This is a genomic window from Bacteroides sp. MSSM.1001136sp1_RTP21357st2_D2_RTP21359_211015 (genome assembly GCF_040913205.1).
Taxonomy (GTDB): domain Bacteria; phylum Bacteroidota; class Bacteroidia; order Bacteroidales; family Bacteroidaceae; genus Bacteroides; species Bacteroides ovatus.
Genome location: NZ_JBDFVF010000037.1, coordinates 35,260 through 54,112, shown reverse-complemented (window position 1 = coordinate 54,112; position 18,853 = coordinate 35,260). Strand labels below are relative to the sequence as shown.

Below are 18,853 nucleotides of genomic sequence, written 5' to 3'. Positions count from 1 at the left end.
CATGAGTATATCAACTAAAAATAAGCATAACCACTTGTTGATGTTCATCCTCACACTCGGAGTATTCGGAATATTGAATACTGAAATGGGAGTAGTGGGCATCATCCCTATCATTGCCGAAACCTTCGGTGTTACGGTGCCGGATGCGGGTTGGACGGTCAGCCTCTTTGCGCTGATCATTGTCTTCTCTGCTCCCGTCGTACCGTTACTTTTTTCACGGGTAAACCGTAAAACGGTCATGGTGCTCGCCTTGTCCGTGTTCGTGATTTCCAACCTCGTTTCGGTCTTCACGACGAACTTTACCGTACTGTTGATAACCCGTGCGATTCCGGCATTCTTTCATCCGCTCTATGTATCCATCGCTTTCTCAACCGCAGCCTCTTCCGTTAGTCGGGAGGATGCTCCGAAAGCCGTTTCCAAAATCTTTGCCGGAGTATCGGCAGGAATGGTGCTCGGAGTGCCCGTGACGAGCTACATCGCCAGTGAATTTTCATTCTCTGCAGCAATGGTATTTTTTACCGTTGTCAATGCATTTGTACTGCTCGCCACTATTTTCCTCATACCGTCCATGCCCGTTAAGGAACGGTTATCGTATGGCACACAACTCAGCGTATTGAGAAAGCCCGTATTGTGGAACTCCTTCCTTGCGGCATTACTGATGAATGCAGCCATGTTCGGATTTTACAGCTACTTGTCCGATTACCTGATAACGGTTACAGATGTCTCCTTCAAGGTAATCAGCCTTCTGCTGTTTGTTTACGGCATGGCAAATATCGTCGGAAATATCGCAGCCGGAAAGTTGTTGGCACAACGTCCTTTCGCCACGTTGAAATACGTACCTGCCATCATGGCGATACTTTATCTCGTACTTTACGGACTAGGGAAACTGACCATACCAACGTCAATCGTCATTCTGATATTGGGAATATTCGCAGGTATTGCAAATAACGGGAATCAATTCATGGTATCTACGTCGGCAACCGAAGCACCCGATTTTGCCAACGGATTGTTCCTGACCGCCGCAAATCTCGGAACAACGTTGGGAACGGCAATATGTGGCATGTTCATAACCGTATGGGGAACACAATCATCTCCGTTGGGAGCTGTGGCATTCCTGCTTGTCGGAGTGGCAAGCATTATTATCAGGAATAGCTTAATGAGCCGCAATAAACACATAATGGCAGTGACAATATGAAGAAAACAGAACGACCAATAATCACTTTCCCAAATGGACAAACTGTTTGTCCGTTGGGACAAGGCACATGGAAAATGGGACAATCCGCCGCACGGCGGCATGAAGAAATACGGGCATTACAACATGGCATCGAACTGGGAATGAACCTTGTCGATACTGCCGAGATGTACGACAACGAGGAACTGGTAGGCGAAGCTGTCCGCGACTGTAGAGAGAAAGTGCTTCTCGTGAGCAAAGTTTTACCGAGTAATGCAAGCTATCGTGGAACGAAACTCGCCTGTGAACGAAGTTTGCTGAAGCTCGGAACGGAGTATATCGACCTCTACCTGTTGCACTGGAAAGGACGCCATCCTTATGAAGAAACCGTTCGGGCGATGACCGAATTGCAACAAGAGGGAAAAATCCGTTTATGGGGTGTCAGTAATATGGACACAGCCGACATGGAACGTATTGTTTCACTGTCCGGTGGAAGCGGCTGCGCCACCGATCAGGTACTCTATAACCTCGGCGACCGGGGCATAGAGTTCGACCTCATGCCGTGGTGCGCTGCCCGTAGAATGCCGCTTATGGCCTATTCGCCGATCGGAGAAGGACGACTTCTGCGCCACCCTACATTGGTGGAAATCGCCCGGCGACACGATGTATCGCCCGCACAAATCGCATTATCGTGGACTATGCGTCAATCCGGTATCATTGCCATACCCAAAGCCGGCAATGTAGCCCATGTGGAAGATAATTTCCGAAGCCTTTCCATTCATCTGACAAAGGAAGATTTGTATGATTTGGATACCGTGTTTCCCACACCGACACGGAAAATACCTTTGGCAGGTTGGTAATAACATGAAATGCTATAAATTATGAACTATAATAAGAAAAATGAATAAAGTCATAGATAGTATGCTGGCACATCGTTCCATCCGTTCATACACCGACAGAACGGTAAGCGATGAAGATTTAAACTCCATCATCCGTGCCGTACAAGCCGCACCGAACTGGGTAAACCTGCAACTCGTTTCCATAATTGCAGTAAAGAATACCGACCATAGAAGACGTTTAGCCGAATTATGCGGAAATCAGGTACACATTGCCGAAGCTCCCGTATTCCTCGTGTTCTGTACTGATTACCATAGGGTGGCTCTTGCCTGCCATAAGAAAGAGCAAACGCTCGATGAAGTAATGCAGGACATTGACACATTGCTCGTGGGAGCTCATGAAGTCGGTATCGCTCTCGAAGCGGCTGTCGTGGCTGCCGAATCATTGGGATTGGGAACAGTCCCTATTGGAGATGTACGTAAAAATGCGCTGGAAATTGTCCATGAATTGCAACTTCCGGAATATGTCTTTCCTATGTTGGGATTATGTATCGGCTACCCCGCAGAAGAACCGGGATTAAAGCCTCGTTTTCCACAACAGGCTGTCTTTTTCGAAGAGACATATAAGACTGATTTAAAAGATAAACTCGCTGAATATGACGTTATCTACGCCCATTATCTTAAAGAACGTCCATGGAATAATCGTGTAGGCAACTGGACAGACCTGGCAGCTGATTTCTACCGACATCCGTTTCATTACAAAGGAGTTGCGGATGCCTTAAGTCAACAGGGATTTACCTCGGCTAAAAGCAGATATTCGGTATAGAGATCAAAGTCCTAAAATCCCGGTCAACATAAGTCAACCGGGATTCTCATCATTCTGTTTATTTCTCTACCATTTAGTGAAAAATACTTTCGGATTGATATTCAACGATACCCATCCCCAATCCTGCCAGCTTTTATGATTGCCGGTTTTCACAGCGTCCATCGTCTTCGTACCACGCATAAAAGAATATCCGGCAGAGAGTTTCACATCTTTCATGATCGACCAGTTAATCTGATAATCAACTTCCGAACCTAATGATTTCTTTAAATCCTGAACTTTAACTGCTGTACTAAAATAATGGTAATTAAGTTCCATATCTACCTTGCCAGATAGACGGAAACGACCTCCGATACGAGCATCCATCAATCCCGGTGCATAACCGTTTGCAAATGTAGAAGCATAAAAATAATCCATTGCTCCATAGAATTTATGATGGGTCCCATAAAGAGGATCAAAAGCCTTATACTTACCGCCATTTCCTTTATCACCGCTTAAATAATCAAAACTAGCCACGGCTCCCCATGTCTGATTAAACGTATAGGCGGCTTGTATGCTACCCATCAAAGCTGAAACTTTCTCCGCAGCTTTATTCTTACCCATCTGATAGTAGAAAGCACCATCCAGATTCCAGTTACTATTCTTATAAGTGAGGTAAGTACCCATTGTTTGTAAATAGCGGGTATGAGAATCATCCGTGGCTTTATCACCCGTTTCCAATCCCAGATTCATAAACAATAAAGAAGCTCCGAACGGAACATTATCCGCTTTATAATGATACCAGACGGTTTGCATATTCTTATAAGGCTGTCCGGTAGAAGAATCATAGTAAGTACCTCCACTTGTTCTATTGTCATTATTCTGGTTAAAAGCAAGAATCAGATGGACTTCATTATTTTTGTTGGCATATCCCAGCTTCAATGCATCGTGGTAACGGCCCGCTACATTCCAATCCAGTCCTCCCAAAATACGTTCATCATCATAAATCAATGACTGACGTCCCAGTTGAGCAAAGAACCCTTCACCAAAGTTCAGTTTCGCCCAAGCCTCATTCAACATAAAACGCCCATTCTTCTCAATCTGCGGGTCTTGTCCCCAAACACCGACATGCTGTGCCGACATCTTTAGTTCCAGATCCGAACGTTTATAATCCATCGAGAGGCGTGCACGGTTATTGATGAAAGATGTAGGAGCTACCCCTTCATCCCGTGGAGTCAATGCACCATTCCGATACTCCGCACGAGGTCTGATTTGCATAGACATCGTAAATTCATTCTCTTTCTCCGTGTTTTGTGTATATGCCATGCTTGGCAATAGCATAAGCAAGAATGACCAATAAAGTGTTTTCATTGATATTGAAGTTTAAGTGATTCGATATTTCAATTTAAATTATAAGTATGCACACTGACTCCTTGCGCGGCCGGAAGGTAATTGATTCCATACCAGCACATTTGCAACAGGACAAATGATACTAACAGAATAATCAACGCAGGACGTGCCTTCAATGGCTTGCCCAATCTGAAATGGATATACACCAGATAAGCGAACCAGGTAGCTGCCGCCCAAGTCTCTTTCGGGTCCCAAGCCCAGTAATGTCCCCAGGCTTCTTTTGCCCAGATAGCTCCGGTAAGCATACCTAATGTCATAAATGCCAGACCTACATAGGTGAGGTTGTCACACAAATCCATTTCTTTCCGTTCAATCTCCTTCTTTTTGAACCAAAGCAGATAGACGGCCATCACCGTCGCCGCTCCCAACATAGCATAAGCAAACATATACACAATGACATGAGGGGCAAACCACGGGCTTTGCAAAGCAGGCATCAACGTCTTATTATGAATCTCCGGTTTGAAGATATTGATACAAATAAAGACCAATGAAAGGATGCAACTGAAACTTAAAATCCATTTATACTTCCAGCGTGCATAGGTTATCAATCCCGCCAACGGAAGGAAGAAAGAATACCACAGCCGTGTCTCTCCCATTGTCCGCATCGGAGGACGTTCTAATGAAATCCACATTCCGATAATGAAACTGAAGAAAATAGCCAGACCTAAGAAAGTAAATCCATAAGCCCATCCCGTTTTTGTACCTTTCCAGGCAGCAAAAGCTCCCAAAGCCCAACAAACCAGTGCGGCTATTGCAAATAGTATAAAGTATTCCCAACTCATGCTTTGTCCTCCTCTTTCCTCTTTTGTGCGCTGACAAACAGACAGATGGCTCCTGCCATCATCATTATTATTCCTGTGTAAACAACCGGCAACCACGGATCGCGAACCAACTCGAAGACACTGATATCGCTCCATCGTCCCTTTGTTTCATCGTAACTAAGTTGATAAATTTTCCAACCTTCTATCTCCATCGGGCGGTTCACTTCAATGGTTCCTCCCGTGATCGTTCCTTCTTGTGTGTAAATCTTCACTTCCGATACAAATCGCTGCGGTTCCCGTTCCGGCATTACAATACTGGTTAAAGAATCCAGCCGGATTGCCTTATAGGGAAAAAGAAAACTACCGCAACTTACCCATCCCTCTTTGGTTGTTTGATTCTTCTGATTGACTGCTTTCAGATAGACAGCATAAGTCGCTCCCATCGAATGAAATTCAGTAAACTTCAAAATATCTTCGGTAGCCACAGAAGCAGCCATCGGAATAGATTGCTCAATAGTTAGCTGCCAGTCCTGCAAGCTGCCATTTGTCACTCCCTCTTCCAACAATACATGTACAGGAGATTTTTCGGGAAGCGTACGGCCGGTTTCATTATCAATCAACATCAGTTTCGGAGGATATTCGTCGATAGTGAAATCCTTCAGTTCGATAGCCAGCGGAAGTTCAATCAGTTGACCTTTATCATCCGTAGCCCGCCATTCGGCACTTCCCATCCGGGTTGTCATTTTCAACCTTTGCATATCGGCATTTCCCAAAGTGGCTGTTATCAGTGCAATAAACAATCCGATATGATTCAGTAGGAAAGAAATCCTGCTGATCTTCAAAGAGAAACCGGTGCGAAGGATTGTCAGCCCCAAGGCGGTGACCATCCAAAAGTAGAGCAGGACAAAAGGCCAGGAAGAAATCATCTGCGAAAATCCCAGCAGATCAGCCGGAGCATGACCGGAAGGAGCCTGCCGGATCAGTCCCATCACTACTGTCATGCCGACCACCCACAATAGAGACGAGACAGCAGCGGAATAATGACTCAACCATCCGAATAAATAGACACGTTTGCGAAGAAGGTGCATGGCTACCAAAGCAATGATATAAACCACTAACACAATCACATTGACCGGACAGGCAAACAGGTCCCAATGTATGGCTCCCACTGTCATTTGCAGCAATAGCCCTATCACCAGTAATCCTGCGCCAATCACCAGCCCTTCTTTATAACTCCATGGTTTGCTCCACATATATAAATTCTCTTATTTCTGTGCCAGACGGCCGTTTTCTTTCGCTTTCTCCAACCATGCCGGAACAGTTGTTTTCAGGAATTTCTCCTTAGTCGCTCTTTCAGCATCCATATCCAAGCCGATATATTCCTGTGCTTTTGCCTTTGTTGAAATGTCCGGCATCGGAACATCTCCCGTATATCCATTCTTTGCCAATACTTTGGATACAGCCAGACGGGCTTGCATGGCACGATCCAATCCATGAGAAAGAATTCTCTGAATTTCCTGCGGTGCGTGGAAAGAACCTCCGTGTGAAGCTACTCCGAAATCCCAACGCCATTGTGCCTGACGAATCAGTGCGAGCACATCTTTCATCTGTGTTTCTGTAGCACCCTTGTCCCAGGCAAATTTAGCTTCGATATGTGCTTTTGCCAATTCCTGTTCCAGACGGTTACGGATTTCATTCGCTTTACGTTGGCGTTCGTACACATTATTACGTAAAGTCTCTTCACTTTCGCGGTGACAAACCTGACAGGTGCGGTCAATCATAGCCAACGGGCTTTGGATATGGTGATCGCTGAATTTCACACCACCTTCACTCTTATACGGCATGTGACAATCGGCACAAGAAACACCTCTCTGTCCGTGGATACCCATCTGACAAATCTCATAGTCAGGATGCTGTGCTTTCAGAATCGGAGTACGGCTCAATTTATGAATATAATCATAGAAACCGGCCTCATCATAATAAGCCTCCATATCTTCTACCGTAAAACCTTTGTCCCAGGGGAAAGTCAGATACTTACCATCCCCTTTGAAATAATATTCCACATGACATTGTGCACATACCAATGAACGCATCTCCTGCGGAGTAGCTTTAGTGATGTCTTTACCCTGACGTTGGAAAGCCTCTATCAAAGCGGGACGACTGATATGAAGATTCATTGTTTCGGGATCATGACAATCGGAGCATCCGATAGGATTCACAATTTCGGCGCCCATAGCCCCCCATTTATTGTTATAGAAAGAATCGACACCCAATGCCTCCATCATACGGGGAACATCCGGACTCTTACAAGTCCAACAGGTAGACGGTTGAGGACCTTCGGTCGGGCTCATGGGCGAACCGGTACGCAAAGATGCCGTAATATCCTCAATGGCATGCATGTGTCCCCGTGGAGTGGAATAATCTTTTGAGAAAGCATATCCCGCCCATAGAATCACCATTTCAGGACGTTTTTCCAAAGCATCTACAGCAATATTTCCATTAAATTCACTCTCAAAGTCAGTCTTTGCAGTCTCCGTCCAAGTCTGGTATTCACGGGGAAAGTCATTCTTAAACAGTTCATTTCGTGCTTCAATCCCTTTGATAACGTTTTTACGGTTATTGAAAATGCTGGCAACTTCCGCCCTCCGTTCCATCAACGCAGAAACGCATAATCCCAAAACAAATACAACGACCATTGAACCTCCGAACAACAGCCATCCTTGCCATGATTTTAATTTCTTTTCCATTGTATATCGGTTTTATTATTTTATTACGTATTTCATTTCTTATTTATCTTTCTGATTCACCATCTTCCGGAGCCATTCGGGAACAGGCGATTCCGGAAGAGGAACAATCGCTCCCGGAGTACCGGACAGGGAATTCTTTCCACCATGAGGAACATCACGATGGCAATCCCAGCAAGCCTTCCCCTCTCCTACCTGTGACATCATATAATCAATCTTCCCCGTCTTCACAAATTCCGTATTGAGTTGTGTATGACAGCGGATGCAATTATTCATAATCACTTCGGAACTGGCTTCATGAGCCTGAATGACCTGCGGCTCGCTTTTGGTAAGAAATGCAGCCACGTGTTTCATACCGTCCATACCTTTAAAGGTCCATTTCTTCACAGCATTTTCATGCGGCACATGACAATCATTGCAAGTGGCATTCCGGGCATGTGAACTATGGAACCAGGTTGCATAGTAAGGAGTCATAATGTGACAATTCACGCATGCAGCCGGGTCATCTCCAAGATAGGTATGCGCCCGGAGCATATACATAAACAGTGCTCCTCCACCCACAATAACACCGCCAATGATGACAGCCGCTACCTTCCATTTATAAGAAGGAAAGAGTCGATTTATTATTGGAAACTTCATCATACGAAAAAGTATTTTTCACAAAAGTAAAGGATTGGAAACAAAAAAGGTGTAATAGATATTACACCTTTCGAAAGAAAAAATACTCATTACGTAAAAAAACAGAATGGGAATGTGTCAAACGTCCCTTTTTGACCTCACCTCATTCTTTCTCTATGTATTGTCTTATTCATCATGGTGATGGTCTTCGTCTTCCACCTCATTACTTAATTTGATATTGCGTGCGATATAAGATTCGTTACCTGCGGCATCCGTGCAATAAACCATCAAATGATAATCTCCTGCAGTAGCATTGGCCGGTATTACAATATCGTGATGATGAATATGGGCGGTTTTCTGTCCGGACACATCGTAGGATCTGTTGAAACTAAAATCTACTGTTTCCTGTGCAGCCCTGCTATTACCTCCGTGTGAATGGTGGTCGAAATTACTATGAATTTCAATCTTATAGGATTTCAGCATGACATCATCCGACAAATCCATTTCAAAATGAACCCCATGTTCGTTTCCTATCTCCAAAGCCTGACCTTCTTCCGGTTCGTGAAGTTCAATCAGAGGTTTGGTCGTATCACTGGAGTCATCATTATCACAAGAGGAAAACATGAAAGTAACTGTTGCCAAAAGGCTAATCATTGGGAGATAAAATTTATTTTTCATTTCAGTAATTTTTTAAATGGAACTTTGATTAATATCTGGAAGTTACGTCCCGGTTCGGGGATTTCAACTTTCCTGTAAAAACTAAGATGATTGTAATATCGGGTATCGAATATATTCCGGGCGGTCAGGGTTATTTCAATCTCATTGTTTCCACCTATCGGAATATTCAATGAACCACCCAGATGAAAGAGATTTGCTCCGGCTGTACGGTCTTCGTTACGGTCCACTCTATTTTGCCGGGCAATGCTCTGCCATTCTGCATACAACATATACCGATTCTTTTGCCAGGTTAATGTATTGCGCATAACAGGAGGTGGCGAGAAACTCAATGGAATATGTTCATCACAATTATAGGTGTAAACGTATTCAGCGGAAATCCGATAATTGAAGTTGCGCAGAAAATCAACATCTACGGTAGCTTCAGTTCCTGCAAATAGCGCTTCTGCTCCGGTATAGCGATAGATTTGTCCGGCATGAGGCAATACAGACCACTCTCCAGTAGGACGCAGAAAGATGTAATTGCTGAACCAACTGACAAATGGAGAGACGGAGAAAGAAATTCCCCGGTACTTCAGATGATAAGAAGCGTCCAGTTGCCAGCCTTGTTCGGACTTTAGGTTTGCATCTCCCTGTTCATGGCGGAAAGTGCCGTGATGTACACCGTTGGCAGCCAACTCATTCGCACCGGGCAGGCGGAAACTACGCCCGATATTCACCTTTACCAGATGTTTGTCGGAGGGAGTCCATACCAATCCCAGAGAAAGAGAATAATCACCGTAGTGCTTATTCACAGAGTGACTGTTCCACTTGTAGAAGTCTATCTGTTCCGGATCATAGCCCTGTTTCCGAAGATAATCGGCAAGGTAAGTATCTTCATGCGAAGAGATATTCATATATCCGTAGTCATATCGCACTCCTCCGCTGACTGAAAACACATTGTTGGGTCTGTATGTCGTAAGCCAAAGCATTCCGGTAGTGGAACGGCGATATTCAGGCAGTAAAAACGAATAGCCGGAAATGTCGTTCCGTTGATGTTGTCCATCCCACCCCAATATATGTTCCCACGAAGAAGAACCAATAAAACGAGCTTTCACCGAAGCACTGAAAGTGTTCAGATTAAAAGCAAGTTCCTTATCGGGGTCTTTCTCCGGTGCGGGTTGCGAACCATAGTGAGTATGGAAAGCACTCCACTCTTCACGGTGATTGTTCTGGAAACCTAAATCGCCTGACAAGATCAGTTTCTCCCATGCATATTGCTGGTGGGTGGTCACTTTCAGGTGATTCACTTTACTGAATGGCAATTCAATATTACGGCTGTCTCCATCATCTTCCACACGTGACGCATCGGGTATGCCATGTGCCCCCGGAAAGAATCCCGTCTTTTGATATACATTACTCACAGCATAATTCGCTTTATAGGCTCTTCGTTGATATTGGGTAAAAAGTCCGATATTGCGTTCAATGCCTGCTGTATTCTTGAGTTTACGCCCATATATGGGAATTCTTTGTGTCAGGTAGACAATAGAATCCGTCGGAATACGATAGTCACCGAAATGTTGTTCCGAATAACGAATATGGGAGTACCAGGCATTCTTCCTGATTCCCAGCATCAGTGATCCTCCGATGGTTCCATTGACTGATTTACCCAGCAGTGTGACATCTCCGAATACACGATTATCAGCAGGAACAGCCGACGGAACAACATCAATCACTCCTCCCATTGCATCACTGCCATAAAGCAGTGAGGAGGGTCCTTTCAATACATTGACTGCTCCGATATTGAAAGCATCCAGTTCTAGTCCGTGATCGGCTCCCCATTGTTGTCCTTCCTGTTTGATTCCGTTTTCCAATACAGCAATCCGGTTGAATCCCATTCCGCGAACCATCGGTTTGGAGAAGCCCGAACCAATATCCATTGCCTGTACTCCGGGAATATTCTCCATCGCCTGCATGAAGTTTCCTGTAAAATGTTTGCGCAAAAAATCCTGATCGGCTACATCAACCGTAAGGGCAGACTTTTTCGCTTGACGTTGCTGGTACGTTTCGGTTACCACAACATCAGGCAAAAGCATGCTCTTGATTGAATCGGATTTCTGTGCATGGACGGATAAGGTTACAAATAGCCCTATTACGCCCGAAATAATTCCGATACGCATCAATTACAATCTTTTATTTAATGTGTAAAATGAATGTAAGGATAGATTGAAAGCCAATCTATCTCCATTGAAAATATGAGTATGTAATCATGCGACCGGAGGCCCGCGTAAATGATGCGAATAAGTTCGTTTGCAAACAACCTTATCCTGGTAAATAATCGGCTCGTAGGGCACGAGCGTCAGTGTGCAATGAAATTCTATCGGTTGAGGTTCAGTAAAGAAAGAAAGGGAGTATTGGCAGATCGCACAATCATCAGATGATTGGTGAGAATGCTTTGCATGGGAACACGACTTTTCATCCTCACTTCCATGATAGTGAAAGGTCTTCACTACAAAGAAGGGAATGAATGTCATGAATAACATCCATGCTATATATACCCTTATATTTTTCTTTTGATACATTCTCCCTCTATTGATTAATAGAATAGCGGGACAAATATAACAGTATGAAAAATAATCAGCAAGTTATACATCTTAATATGTGTTATCAGTAATAGAGTTCACCTCCCTTAATGTCCAAATCTCTTCATATTCATAAGCCTCTCCCGGCTTTAGTTTAACCATAGGACTGTTCGGTTCCATTTCCAAAAATTCATCATTAAAATAAATCATGTTAGGAAAACACACCTGCAAATTATTATCATATTTCCCCTGTGGAACATACTTATTTTGTTTGATATACAAATAATCACTGAACTGATAGAAATACATACCGTTTGTAGTATTTATCCCATATTTCTTTTGTTCGTCTCCTCCGGGAAATGCGGTAAAATAATGATTCTCTACATGAATACGTTCCTGCAGATGATGAGAGGGAATTAATGTATCTGCTGACAATGAAATCTCACTAAATCCCAATGGATATTGTGAATTTGGCATCGCTTCACAATAGTAAATCCCACCGGCAGGCAGTAATGTACGTGTCCAGAAACAATATTCAACCTCCCCATTTGAAATATTAGACATTCGCTGTTTAATATGCAGAACCGGCTGGTTCTCTTCCAAAAAGTAAATCCGCTCCACCTGAATACCCATCGCCTGTGAGGGATGGCTGACCAAGCGCAATTTATCTTCCTCAATAAAGGTTTGATAAGGTCCTGCCCAAATTGAATCATGGATATTCTCCGTTCTACGTTCATTACCGATATCAAATCTACCGGCATCAGGACTTCGTCTTGTTCGTATATAGTTCTCTACAGTCCAACCGTTGATAACAGAATCACTCCACAATATATTATCTCCACGACTCTCTAAGCCGAAATATAGAATTTGTCCGCCATACGTCGGATTAACAATTACGGAAACAGCCCTGTTAGATAGCTTAAGGCAGTTCTCCCACCCTCTGTAAGAAACTGTATCAACCTCCTGAACCGGACGATGTGAACAGGATAAACAGAGAAAAAACAAAAGAATGAATAGTATATATTTCATAAAAGGCCAACCTCTCTTGATTTATTTAAATTCCTTTGGAGAGGATTTGAGAAGTCCTCTCCAAAGGATCATTTTATACCGGAATAATTTCGACAGAGAATGTAGAAGATATTGTTTTATTAAGCCAGATTACGAGGCTTCCTCCTACTTTATCACTCAAATAGTCACTATCAGACACCAACGTCTTTCCACCAACCTTGACCGTTACATTTCCGCTTCCGGTCCAATTATCAATTCTAAATACAGGATTCTTCACTGCGCCGGTAAGGTTACAAGTAAACTGACAACTTCCTGTACCTGTCGTTTTCATCAAAACCATCTCCCGTTTGGAATACCCTGTTACATCCGGATTATAAGAAACTCCGTTCAGATTCGTCGGGCTTCCCATATACAGCCATCCTCTTGTATACGCATCTATATCAGAAGCCGCATCAGGTTGATTGATACCCAACAGCATCAAATATACTCTATATTTATTTCCATCCGAATTAATCTGATAAGCAGTATTCCAGGAAACGTCCCCTTTAGCCTCCACGCCAATCAATGAAGAATGAGAGACCTGTGACGGCCAGGTAGCCGTTGACTTATCATAATCCCCATAACGGGCATTTAAATAGGGTTGTTTATCTACCGGCCAATGAGACATCTGATAATTTATATCATGCCAGGTCAAGTCATTCTCAATCGGCAACGGAGAGACTTCCGGACGTTCAGGAGTATAAGAGAAAACAGAAAAAGCATCAGGAGCATTATTTAAATGAGCAGTATAGATTTGCTCTTTCCAGTTTTTCACATTCTGGTTGACTTCATCAAATGGTTTAGCCGGATAAAGATCATACCGGTTGCCTGAAAGATTAGAAATACTAAAAGCCGGTTGTTTCACATGATCTGATGGAATGGATGAACTGCCGGAAATAACCATGGGCTCACTCAACTCATGATAGCGATAATAAGCCTGTCCCGCCTGTTTCTGAATATACTCGATGCGTCTCACGCCTACTCCGTCAGCATAGAAAGTATAATACTCGTCTACTTCCGGATATATCCCGTCAGGATAAGGAGCCTTATAATCCGGATTTACCAACGCATAATGGTACTTAACCACTTTCCTTACTTTATTATTCTCTATGATATCCACTTTCGCATGCGCCAACAAACGATCCGACATTGGCTCGAAGCATCCTTTACTCAAATCCGACCATGTTTCAGCAAACTCATAACAATAAAGCAATTCGTTATTCATGTGCCAAGCAGGTACAAAGTTTGCCTCCGACCAGAAAACAAATTGTCTGTTTTGTGCAGCAGCCGGGCAATGTTTCGGATTGAAACTGATTACCGTCGCATCCCCCGGAAAGCCAGCCCATGTAAAATTACGCTGTTTTACATCAAATTCCGGAGAGGACTCCACGACATCTTCAGCCGAAAACTCTTCAAAACGAATATCTGAAAAGTTCACTTCTGTCGAGTTTTCATTACCATTCCTGACTATCGGACAAATAAAATAGTTCTGTCCCTGTCCTCCCCAATCTTTCGATTGAGCAAGTTCAATCCAGTTCTCATGAAATTTCCCATCAATTTCTTTTCCAACACTCACATAAAAATGAAAGAAACCGGATATCTTATTCCTGATGATACGTGCCTTACCTGTAGAAGCTGTAAAAGGAACAGAAAAATAGCTATTATTGAGAGGTATGGAATAACGGAAAGAATAATCGTTTTTATTTATCTTCTTCGTATTATCCAAAACGTTATCTATTCCGTCCTGACGATCCAATACCCGTACGGTCGACACACCGGATTCTGTACACACACTCACCGAAGTATAATTATTGAAATCCGGTTTCCCGTTCTTCTCCCGGACAATAGCCAAGCCAAAGTTAGTTGTTTTATCAGCTGTTACCTCCGCAATAAAATGTCCCTGCGCAATCTGTGGCAGACAAACACCATAAGTAGAATTCTTCCCGTTTAACCCTATTTTTACAGAGGAACCGGAAACATCAAAACGACCATTAGCCCCTATCGTTAAAGCGATAGGCTGATACTCCGTAACCACAGGAGGAGCCGGTTTTTCTTCTGGATTAACCGGCATATAGGGATCATCCAAAGTGCAAGCTATCAGGCTGGAAAGCAGACAAGCTGCCAATATATTATTCATTATCTTCTTCATTTTTATTATGTATTAATAGGTCCGATTGAGATATACATTTCACAATCAATTGACTTGATTTACCGAGAGATATTTCAATTGCTTCTCAAAAGCCGCCGCTGAAAGATGAGTCTTCACCTGAACCACTTCCTCTTTTCCCGGTATCAGCGTTACGTAATTCTGCTCAAAGAAACTTTCATCGTCATCTACATAAAGATAAAGCCCTCTAATCAGTGCAGAAGAACGAAGCCGTAAATTGACTCCTTCATTGGTCTTCTCCACCGTTATAATAGGAGCCACCTTTGAATAAGTATACTGATTGGAGTAGACCGGATAATGGATGTTCGAAGAAACCGTTTTACCATTTTCATTCAACGTCACATAAATGAAAACTTCGTTCTCTTTCTTACCTCCATAAAGTTCCGTAGTTGTTATCGAAGCCACATCTTCACACCCATTAGCACCCAAATCAAATGAAACTTTCTTTGAGAACACCGTCTGTCCCTCCAAAGTCAGAGTCGTTATCTCCAACTCTCCTTTCATCTTTTGCAAACGATCGGAAATGACCTTGAATACGACTTGTTTTCCGGAAGCATAAGGAGAAACCAATACCTCGTCATATGCATCGCGGGCATAATACTGTAAAGCCTTCCATCTGCCACAATAATCAATACTTGACCACGAAGCTACCGGCCAACAATCATTAATCTGCCAATAAAGTGTTCCCATACAGTAGGGTTTTGCACGACGATGAGCTTCAATTCCAATCTTCACCGCCTCCGCCTGCAAATACTGGCTCATATAAACAAATGCACTAAAATCATCGGGAACTTTAAAATATTTCTCCATATACATCTTCATCATATTATTCCCGAAATTCGGATCACGAGTCTGGTCATTGCGGGCACGCTGATGAGACAACATAACTTCCGAATCCAAACGCAAATCATGTTCACTTGCAAAACGACGGATGGTGCGCATCTCCGGATAAGACTGAAAACCATACTCACTCATAAAGCGACCTATGTTTTTAGCTTCCGTGTACTCTTCAAGCCATCCTCCTTTCCAGACAGACCAGAAGTGTACATCTCCCATATTATAATCTATATTATTATAGCCGGTCACAGGAGATGTCGGGTGATAATACCTCGTTTCATCCACAGCCTGTATCGCTTCCGGAATTACGTCATAAAAGAGTTTATGCAGATTACTCTGATAAATTCTGTCTTCTTCGGGCGTATAACGATCTTTCCATCCCCATCCGAAATATGAAATCTCATTTTCATTGTTTCCGTTCCAGAGTGCAATGCAAGGATGATTACGCAAGCGTTTTACATTATCCTTCACTTCCTCGGCCACGCTATTCAAATAATGCTCGTCAGCGGGGAACATGCCACAGGCAAACATCATATCCTGCCAAACAAGAATACCGTATTTGTCACACATTTCATAAAACGCATCCATCTCATAAATACCTCCGCCCCAAATACGCAACATATTCATATTCACATCAGCTGCCGACTTTATGATATATTCGTACCAACTTTCAGGCACCCTGTTCGGAAAATTATCCAAAGGAATATAATTGGCTCCTTTCATAAAGACCGCTTTTCCATTCAGCTTCACAAACATTGACTGCCCCTGTTCATCTTTTTCACGAACTATTTCCAATGTACGGATACCCGTCTTTACACGGTCTGTCACCTTACGTCCTTCTTTATCCAATACAATATCGAAATCATACATCCGGGGATTGCCTAATCCGTTAGTCCACCATAATTCAGGATTCTTCACTTCGAAGTCCACCCGTACCGTGTTCATCCCTTTAGTTAATGCTACTTGTTTACGAACAGCCTCTTTCTTATCATATTCCACTGTAAACGTTGCCTTCGTATCCTCATCACTCATCACCGTACAAACAGCCTCCATCTTCGCTTTTCCCGACTCCAGTTTCCGGGTAATAATTTGAGTTCCATCGATATGGATATCATCCCAGTATTCCAGATAAACATCTCTCCAGATACCGGTAGTAATCAAACGAGGGCCCCAGTCCCATCCATAATTATATCCGGCTTTGCGAGCATAAAGGCTTAACATAATATCCGACTGATCATTATTAGGCCATGCCTGCAACTGGAAAGGAGACGCCAGGTACTTAGGCATATCCACCTTAAATATAGAATGGAAATAGATGCGGATAGTATTCTCCCCTTTCTTCAAATAAGGAAGAGGATTCAAAGTCCATGTACGAAACATATTGTCACACTTCATCACCAGATAATCATTGATATAAATATCGGCATACGTATCAAGTCCGGCAAAAACTAGCTGTACATTGGGCGCTTGAAGCAGAGCCTCATCTACTATGAAAGTCTTTTTATATTCCCAATCCTTTTCTCCAATCCATTGCAGGGATTTCTCATTTACTCCGTAAAACGGGTCCTTTATCATACGATTATTCATCAAATCGGTATGTACAGCTCCGGGCACTTGTGCCGGGAGCCAACTTTGAGATATAGATTGCTTGAACTGCCATTCATCATTCAGACTGATCCGGCTTTTGTTTTTCGCCGTAACAGGTATCAAACAGGTAAATAACATAAGCAACAATATATATTGAATCTTTTTATGCATAATACAAATTAGTTAAATGATAAGTGATTGCTTAATCCCGGTCACTCTCTACCAGAATAGTACTCTGAAAACGAGTTGCATTTCCCGATTTCGGGACAATAAATGTAATCTTGGCAACTGCTGATTTATAACTCGTGTCATCACCCAACGAAGGTGATATATTATAATTTCCCGGTTTACCGCTTTCTTCTACGGCTTTAAAGTTGTCATCTTCAAACGTTATATTCGGACAAGAGAACTCACCTCCCCAGTCTTTCTGATTATAGAATTTGAATTGAACCCATTTACTGACAATGACAGTCTGTGAATAGACAGTTTGGGTAGCATCTTCCGATACTTTACGGAAAATAACTGCATTATTAAAATCCCAATCCGGATTATAGTTCCACAATTCCGGGCGACCGATTCCCCAACCATTCACAAACAAAACTTCCGGATAGGAAACATTAGTAGTTAACGGATTTTCCGCACTCTCTACAAAAACAAAGTTGAACATCGTATTCATATATAACGTCACATTACCTGTCTGCCCGATATACATCAACTTATCTCCTTCCAGTTTAAAGAAATCCGGATCAAACTTCAACACATTGAGATCAATCAATTCTGTCCTCACTTCTTCACCGTTTGTCAAAGAAACATTCTGGGCACGAAGTGTATTGCTTACAAAATCATTATCCGACGCATTCTTCTTATATAGCATGAAGACAACATCATTTACCGTCATTTCCTTTTTCAGAGGTGAAATCTCAAAAGAAAAAGCATCGAATACCACCTCTCTCACTTTCTCTTCCGTACTCTGTGAATCACAAAGGGAAACCGGACGCGACGAAGCCAACTCGCAAGTATTCGTACTGGCATCAAATCCCCATACCATTCCTTTCTTTTCCGGCTCGCTATATATAAACACATTTGTATTATTCGGCAAGTCTACAGTAGCCTTATATAAATAAGGAGTTAACGGATTACTTTCATCCCTTTGCAGCACAATTTCTTCCCCTGTTTCACCAACCACTACATATAATTGTGCAAAATCCGGCCTTTCCAATGGAATCTCGTAAGATTGTTCTGCTGTTTTCACATTTTTATTTGTAGCCACAACCTCCAGAGAAGCAAGTTGCTCGCCACACAAACGTCCGAACGGCACTTCGATTTCTTCTTCCACTTTCAATGTCTTTTGATTATTTCCCGGAAGAGTTTTGGAATAAAGCACCGCCTGATTGGCAACCAAGCGTATTTCTACGTGCGACAAGGCATCTGCATCCGTCACCTCCACGTTTAATTTTACCGACCCACCATATTGCAACTGTTCCTGATTCAAGGATAACTTTCCAATGACAGGTGCTTCGGCAGACGGATCGAAAAACATTTCATCCTGATTCTGGCAAGAAACAGCCAGTAACCCGATAAATATATAGAATGAAACAAGCTTATATAAATTCGTTTTCATATTTCTTCATTTAAAG

General features: G+C 42.9%; 15 protein-coding genes. 3 read left to right on the top strand and 12 right to left on the bottom strand.

Annotated elements, in window-relative coordinates; all coding sequences use genetic code 11:
* The first annotated feature begins 1 nt into the window (after position 1).
* The 3 genes from AB5217_RS20460 to AB5217_RS20450 are packed head-to-tail and all read left to right on the top strand — an operon-like array spanning position 2 to position 2,833.
* Positions 2-1,195 (top strand): MFS transporter, encoded by a 1,194-nt coding sequence (locus tag AB5217_RS20460; RefSeq protein ID WP_004326658.1) that lies wholly within the window; start codon positions 2-4, stop codon positions 1,193-1,195.
* Positions 1,192-2,031, top strand: coding sequence for an aldo/keto reductase (locus AB5217_RS20455; RefSeq protein ID WP_004326657.1), 840 nt, complete (start codon positions 1,192-1,194; stop codon positions 2,029-2,031). The genes AB5217_RS20460 and AB5217_RS20455 overlap by 4 nt, the downstream gene beginning before the upstream one ends.
* 40 nt (positions 2,032-2,071) lie before the next feature.
* Positions 2,072-2,833, top strand: a complete 762-nt coding sequence (locus tag AB5217_RS20450) for an NADPH-dependent oxidoreductase (RefSeq protein ID WP_004297088.1) — start codon at positions 2,072-2,074, stop codon at positions 2,831-2,833.
* A 66-nt stretch (positions 2,834-2,899) separates the two neighbouring features.
* On the opposite strand, the gene AB5217_RS20445 is transcribed toward AB5217_RS20450, so the two are convergent.
* The 12 genes from AB5217_RS20445 to AB5217_RS20390 all read right to left on the bottom strand — a co-directional run bounded on the left by AB5217_RS20445 (position 2,900) and on the right by AB5217_RS20390 (position 18,837).
* Complete coding sequence (locus AB5217_RS20445; protein WP_004297089.1) at positions 2,900-4,180, bottom strand: alginate export family protein; 1,281 nt, start codon at positions 4,178-4,180, stop codon at positions 2,900-2,902.
* 29 nt (positions 4,181-4,209) lie between these two features.
* Complete coding sequence (locus tag AB5217_RS20440; RefSeq protein ID WP_004297090.1) at positions 4,210-5,001, bottom strand: cytochrome c biogenesis protein; 792 nt, start codon at positions 4,999-5,001, stop codon at positions 4,210-4,212.
* Positions 4,998-6,233: a cytochrome c biogenesis protein ResB gene (locus AB5217_RS20435; RefSeq protein ID WP_004326656.1), complete on the bottom strand. Its 1,236-nt coding sequence runs from the start codon at positions 6,231-6,233 to the stop codon at positions 4,998-5,000. The genes AB5217_RS20440 and AB5217_RS20435 overlap by 4 nt, the downstream gene beginning before the upstream one ends.
* A gap of 12 nt (positions 6,234-6,245) precedes the next feature.
* Positions 6,246-7,727 (bottom strand): ammonia-forming cytochrome c nitrite reductase, encoded by a 1,482-nt coding sequence (nrfA, locus tag AB5217_RS20430; RefSeq protein WP_004326655.1) that lies wholly within the window; start codon positions 7,725-7,727, stop codon positions 6,246-6,248.
* A gap of 39 nt (positions 7,728-7,766) precedes the next feature.
* Positions 7,767-8,366 carry a cytochrome c nitrite reductase small subunit gene (nrfH, locus tag AB5217_RS20425; RefSeq protein ID WP_004297093.1) on the bottom strand — a complete coding sequence of 200 codons (600 nt, stop codon included), beginning with the start codon at positions 8,364-8,366 and terminating at the stop codon, positions 7,767-7,769.
* Between the two features lie 162 nt (positions 8,367-8,528).
* Positions 8,529-9,020, bottom strand: coding sequence for a DUF4625 domain-containing protein (locus AB5217_RS20420; protein WP_004309723.1), 492 nt, complete (start codon positions 9,018-9,020; stop codon positions 8,529-8,531).
* Complete coding sequence (locus AB5217_RS20415; protein WP_032844250.1) at positions 9,017-11,176, bottom strand: TonB-dependent receptor; 2,160 nt, start codon at positions 11,174-11,176, stop codon at positions 9,017-9,019. The genes AB5217_RS20420 and AB5217_RS20415 overlap by 4 nt, the downstream gene beginning before the upstream one ends.
* 87 nt (positions 11,177-11,263) lie before the next feature.
* Entirely contained in the window at positions 11,264-11,578 is a 315-nt protein-coding gene (locus AB5217_RS20410; RefSeq protein ID WP_004297096.1) for a hypothetical protein, read from the bottom strand.
* A gap of 72 nt (positions 11,579-11,650) precedes the next feature.
* Positions 11,651-12,607, bottom strand: coding sequence for a hypothetical protein (locus tag AB5217_RS20405; RefSeq protein WP_004297097.1), 957 nt, complete (start codon positions 12,605-12,607; stop codon positions 11,651-11,653).
* A 73-nt stretch (positions 12,608-12,680) separates the two neighbouring features.
* Complete coding sequence (locus AB5217_RS20400; RefSeq protein WP_229115794.1) at positions 12,681-14,774, bottom strand: hypothetical protein; 2,094 nt, start codon at positions 14,772-14,774, stop codon at positions 12,681-12,683.
* Between the two features lie 45 nt (positions 14,775-14,819).
* A complete protein-coding gene (locus AB5217_RS20395; RefSeq protein WP_032844252.1) occupies positions 14,820-17,387 on the bottom strand; it encodes a beta-mannosidase in 2,568 nt (855 codons plus the stop codon).
* Positions 17,388-17,418: 31 nt separating this feature from the next.
* Positions 17,419-18,837, bottom strand: coding sequence for a DUF5121 domain-containing protein (locus AB5217_RS20390; protein WP_032844253.1), 1,419 nt, complete (start codon positions 18,835-18,837; stop codon positions 17,419-17,421).
* Positions 18,838-18,853 lie beyond the last annotated feature (16 nt).

Bases quoted from the DNA above. Each gene is read 5' to 3' on its own strand.
- AB5217_RS20415 (WP_032844250.1), bottom strand. From the start codon at position 11,176: ATGCGTATCGGAATTATTTCGGGCGTAATAGGGCTATTTGTAACCTTA.
- AB5217_RS20400 (WP_229115794.1), bottom strand. From the start codon at position 14,774: ATGAAGAAGATAATGAATAATATATTGGCAGCTTGTCTGCTTTCCAGC.
- AB5217_RS20410 (WP_004297096.1), bottom strand. From the start codon at position 11,578: ATGTATCAAAAGAAAAATATAAGGGTATATATAGCATGGATGTTATTC.
- AB5217_RS20395 (WP_032844252.1), bottom strand. From the start codon at position 17,387: ATGCATAAAAAGATTCAATATATATTGTTGCTTATGTTATTTACCTGT.
- AB5217_RS20445 (WP_004297089.1), bottom strand. From the start codon at position 4,180: ATGAAAACACTTTATTGGTCATTCTTGCTTATGCTATTGCCAAGCATG.
- AB5217_RS20440 (WP_004297090.1), bottom strand. From the start codon at position 5,001: ATGAGTTGGGAATACTTTATACTATTTGCAATAGCCGCACTGGTTTGT.
- nrfH (WP_004297093.1), bottom strand. From the start codon at position 8,366: ATGATGAAGTTTCCAATAATAAATCGACTCTTTCCTTCTTATAAATGG.
- AB5217_RS20420 (WP_004309723.1), bottom strand. From the start codon at position 9,020: ATGAAAAATAAATTTTATCTCCCAATGATTAGCCTTTTGGCAACAGTT.
- nrfA (WP_004326655.1), bottom strand. From the start codon at position 7,727: ATGGAAAAGAAATTAAAATCATGGCAAGGATGGCTGTTGTTCGGAGGT.
- AB5217_RS20405 (WP_004297097.1), bottom strand. From the start codon at position 12,607: ATGAAATATATACTATTCATTCTTTTGTTTTTTCTCTGTTTATCCTGT.
- AB5217_RS20460 (WP_004326658.1), top strand. From the start codon at position 2: ATGAGTATATCAACTAAAAATAAGCATAACCACTTGTTGATGTTCATC.
- AB5217_RS20450 (WP_004297088.1), top strand. From the start codon at position 2,072: ATGAATAAAGTCATAGATAGTATGCTGGCACATCGTTCCATCCGTTCA.
- AB5217_RS20390 (WP_032844253.1), bottom strand. From the start codon at position 18,837: ATGAAAACGAATTTATATAAGCTTGTTTCATTCTATATATTTATCGGG.
- AB5217_RS20455 (WP_004326657.1), top strand. From the start codon at position 1,192: ATGAAGAAAACAGAACGACCAATAATCACTTTCCCAAATGGACAAACT.
- AB5217_RS20435 (WP_004326656.1), bottom strand. From the start codon at position 6,233: ATGTGGAGCAAACCATGGAGTTATAAAGAAGGGCTGGTGATTGGCGCA.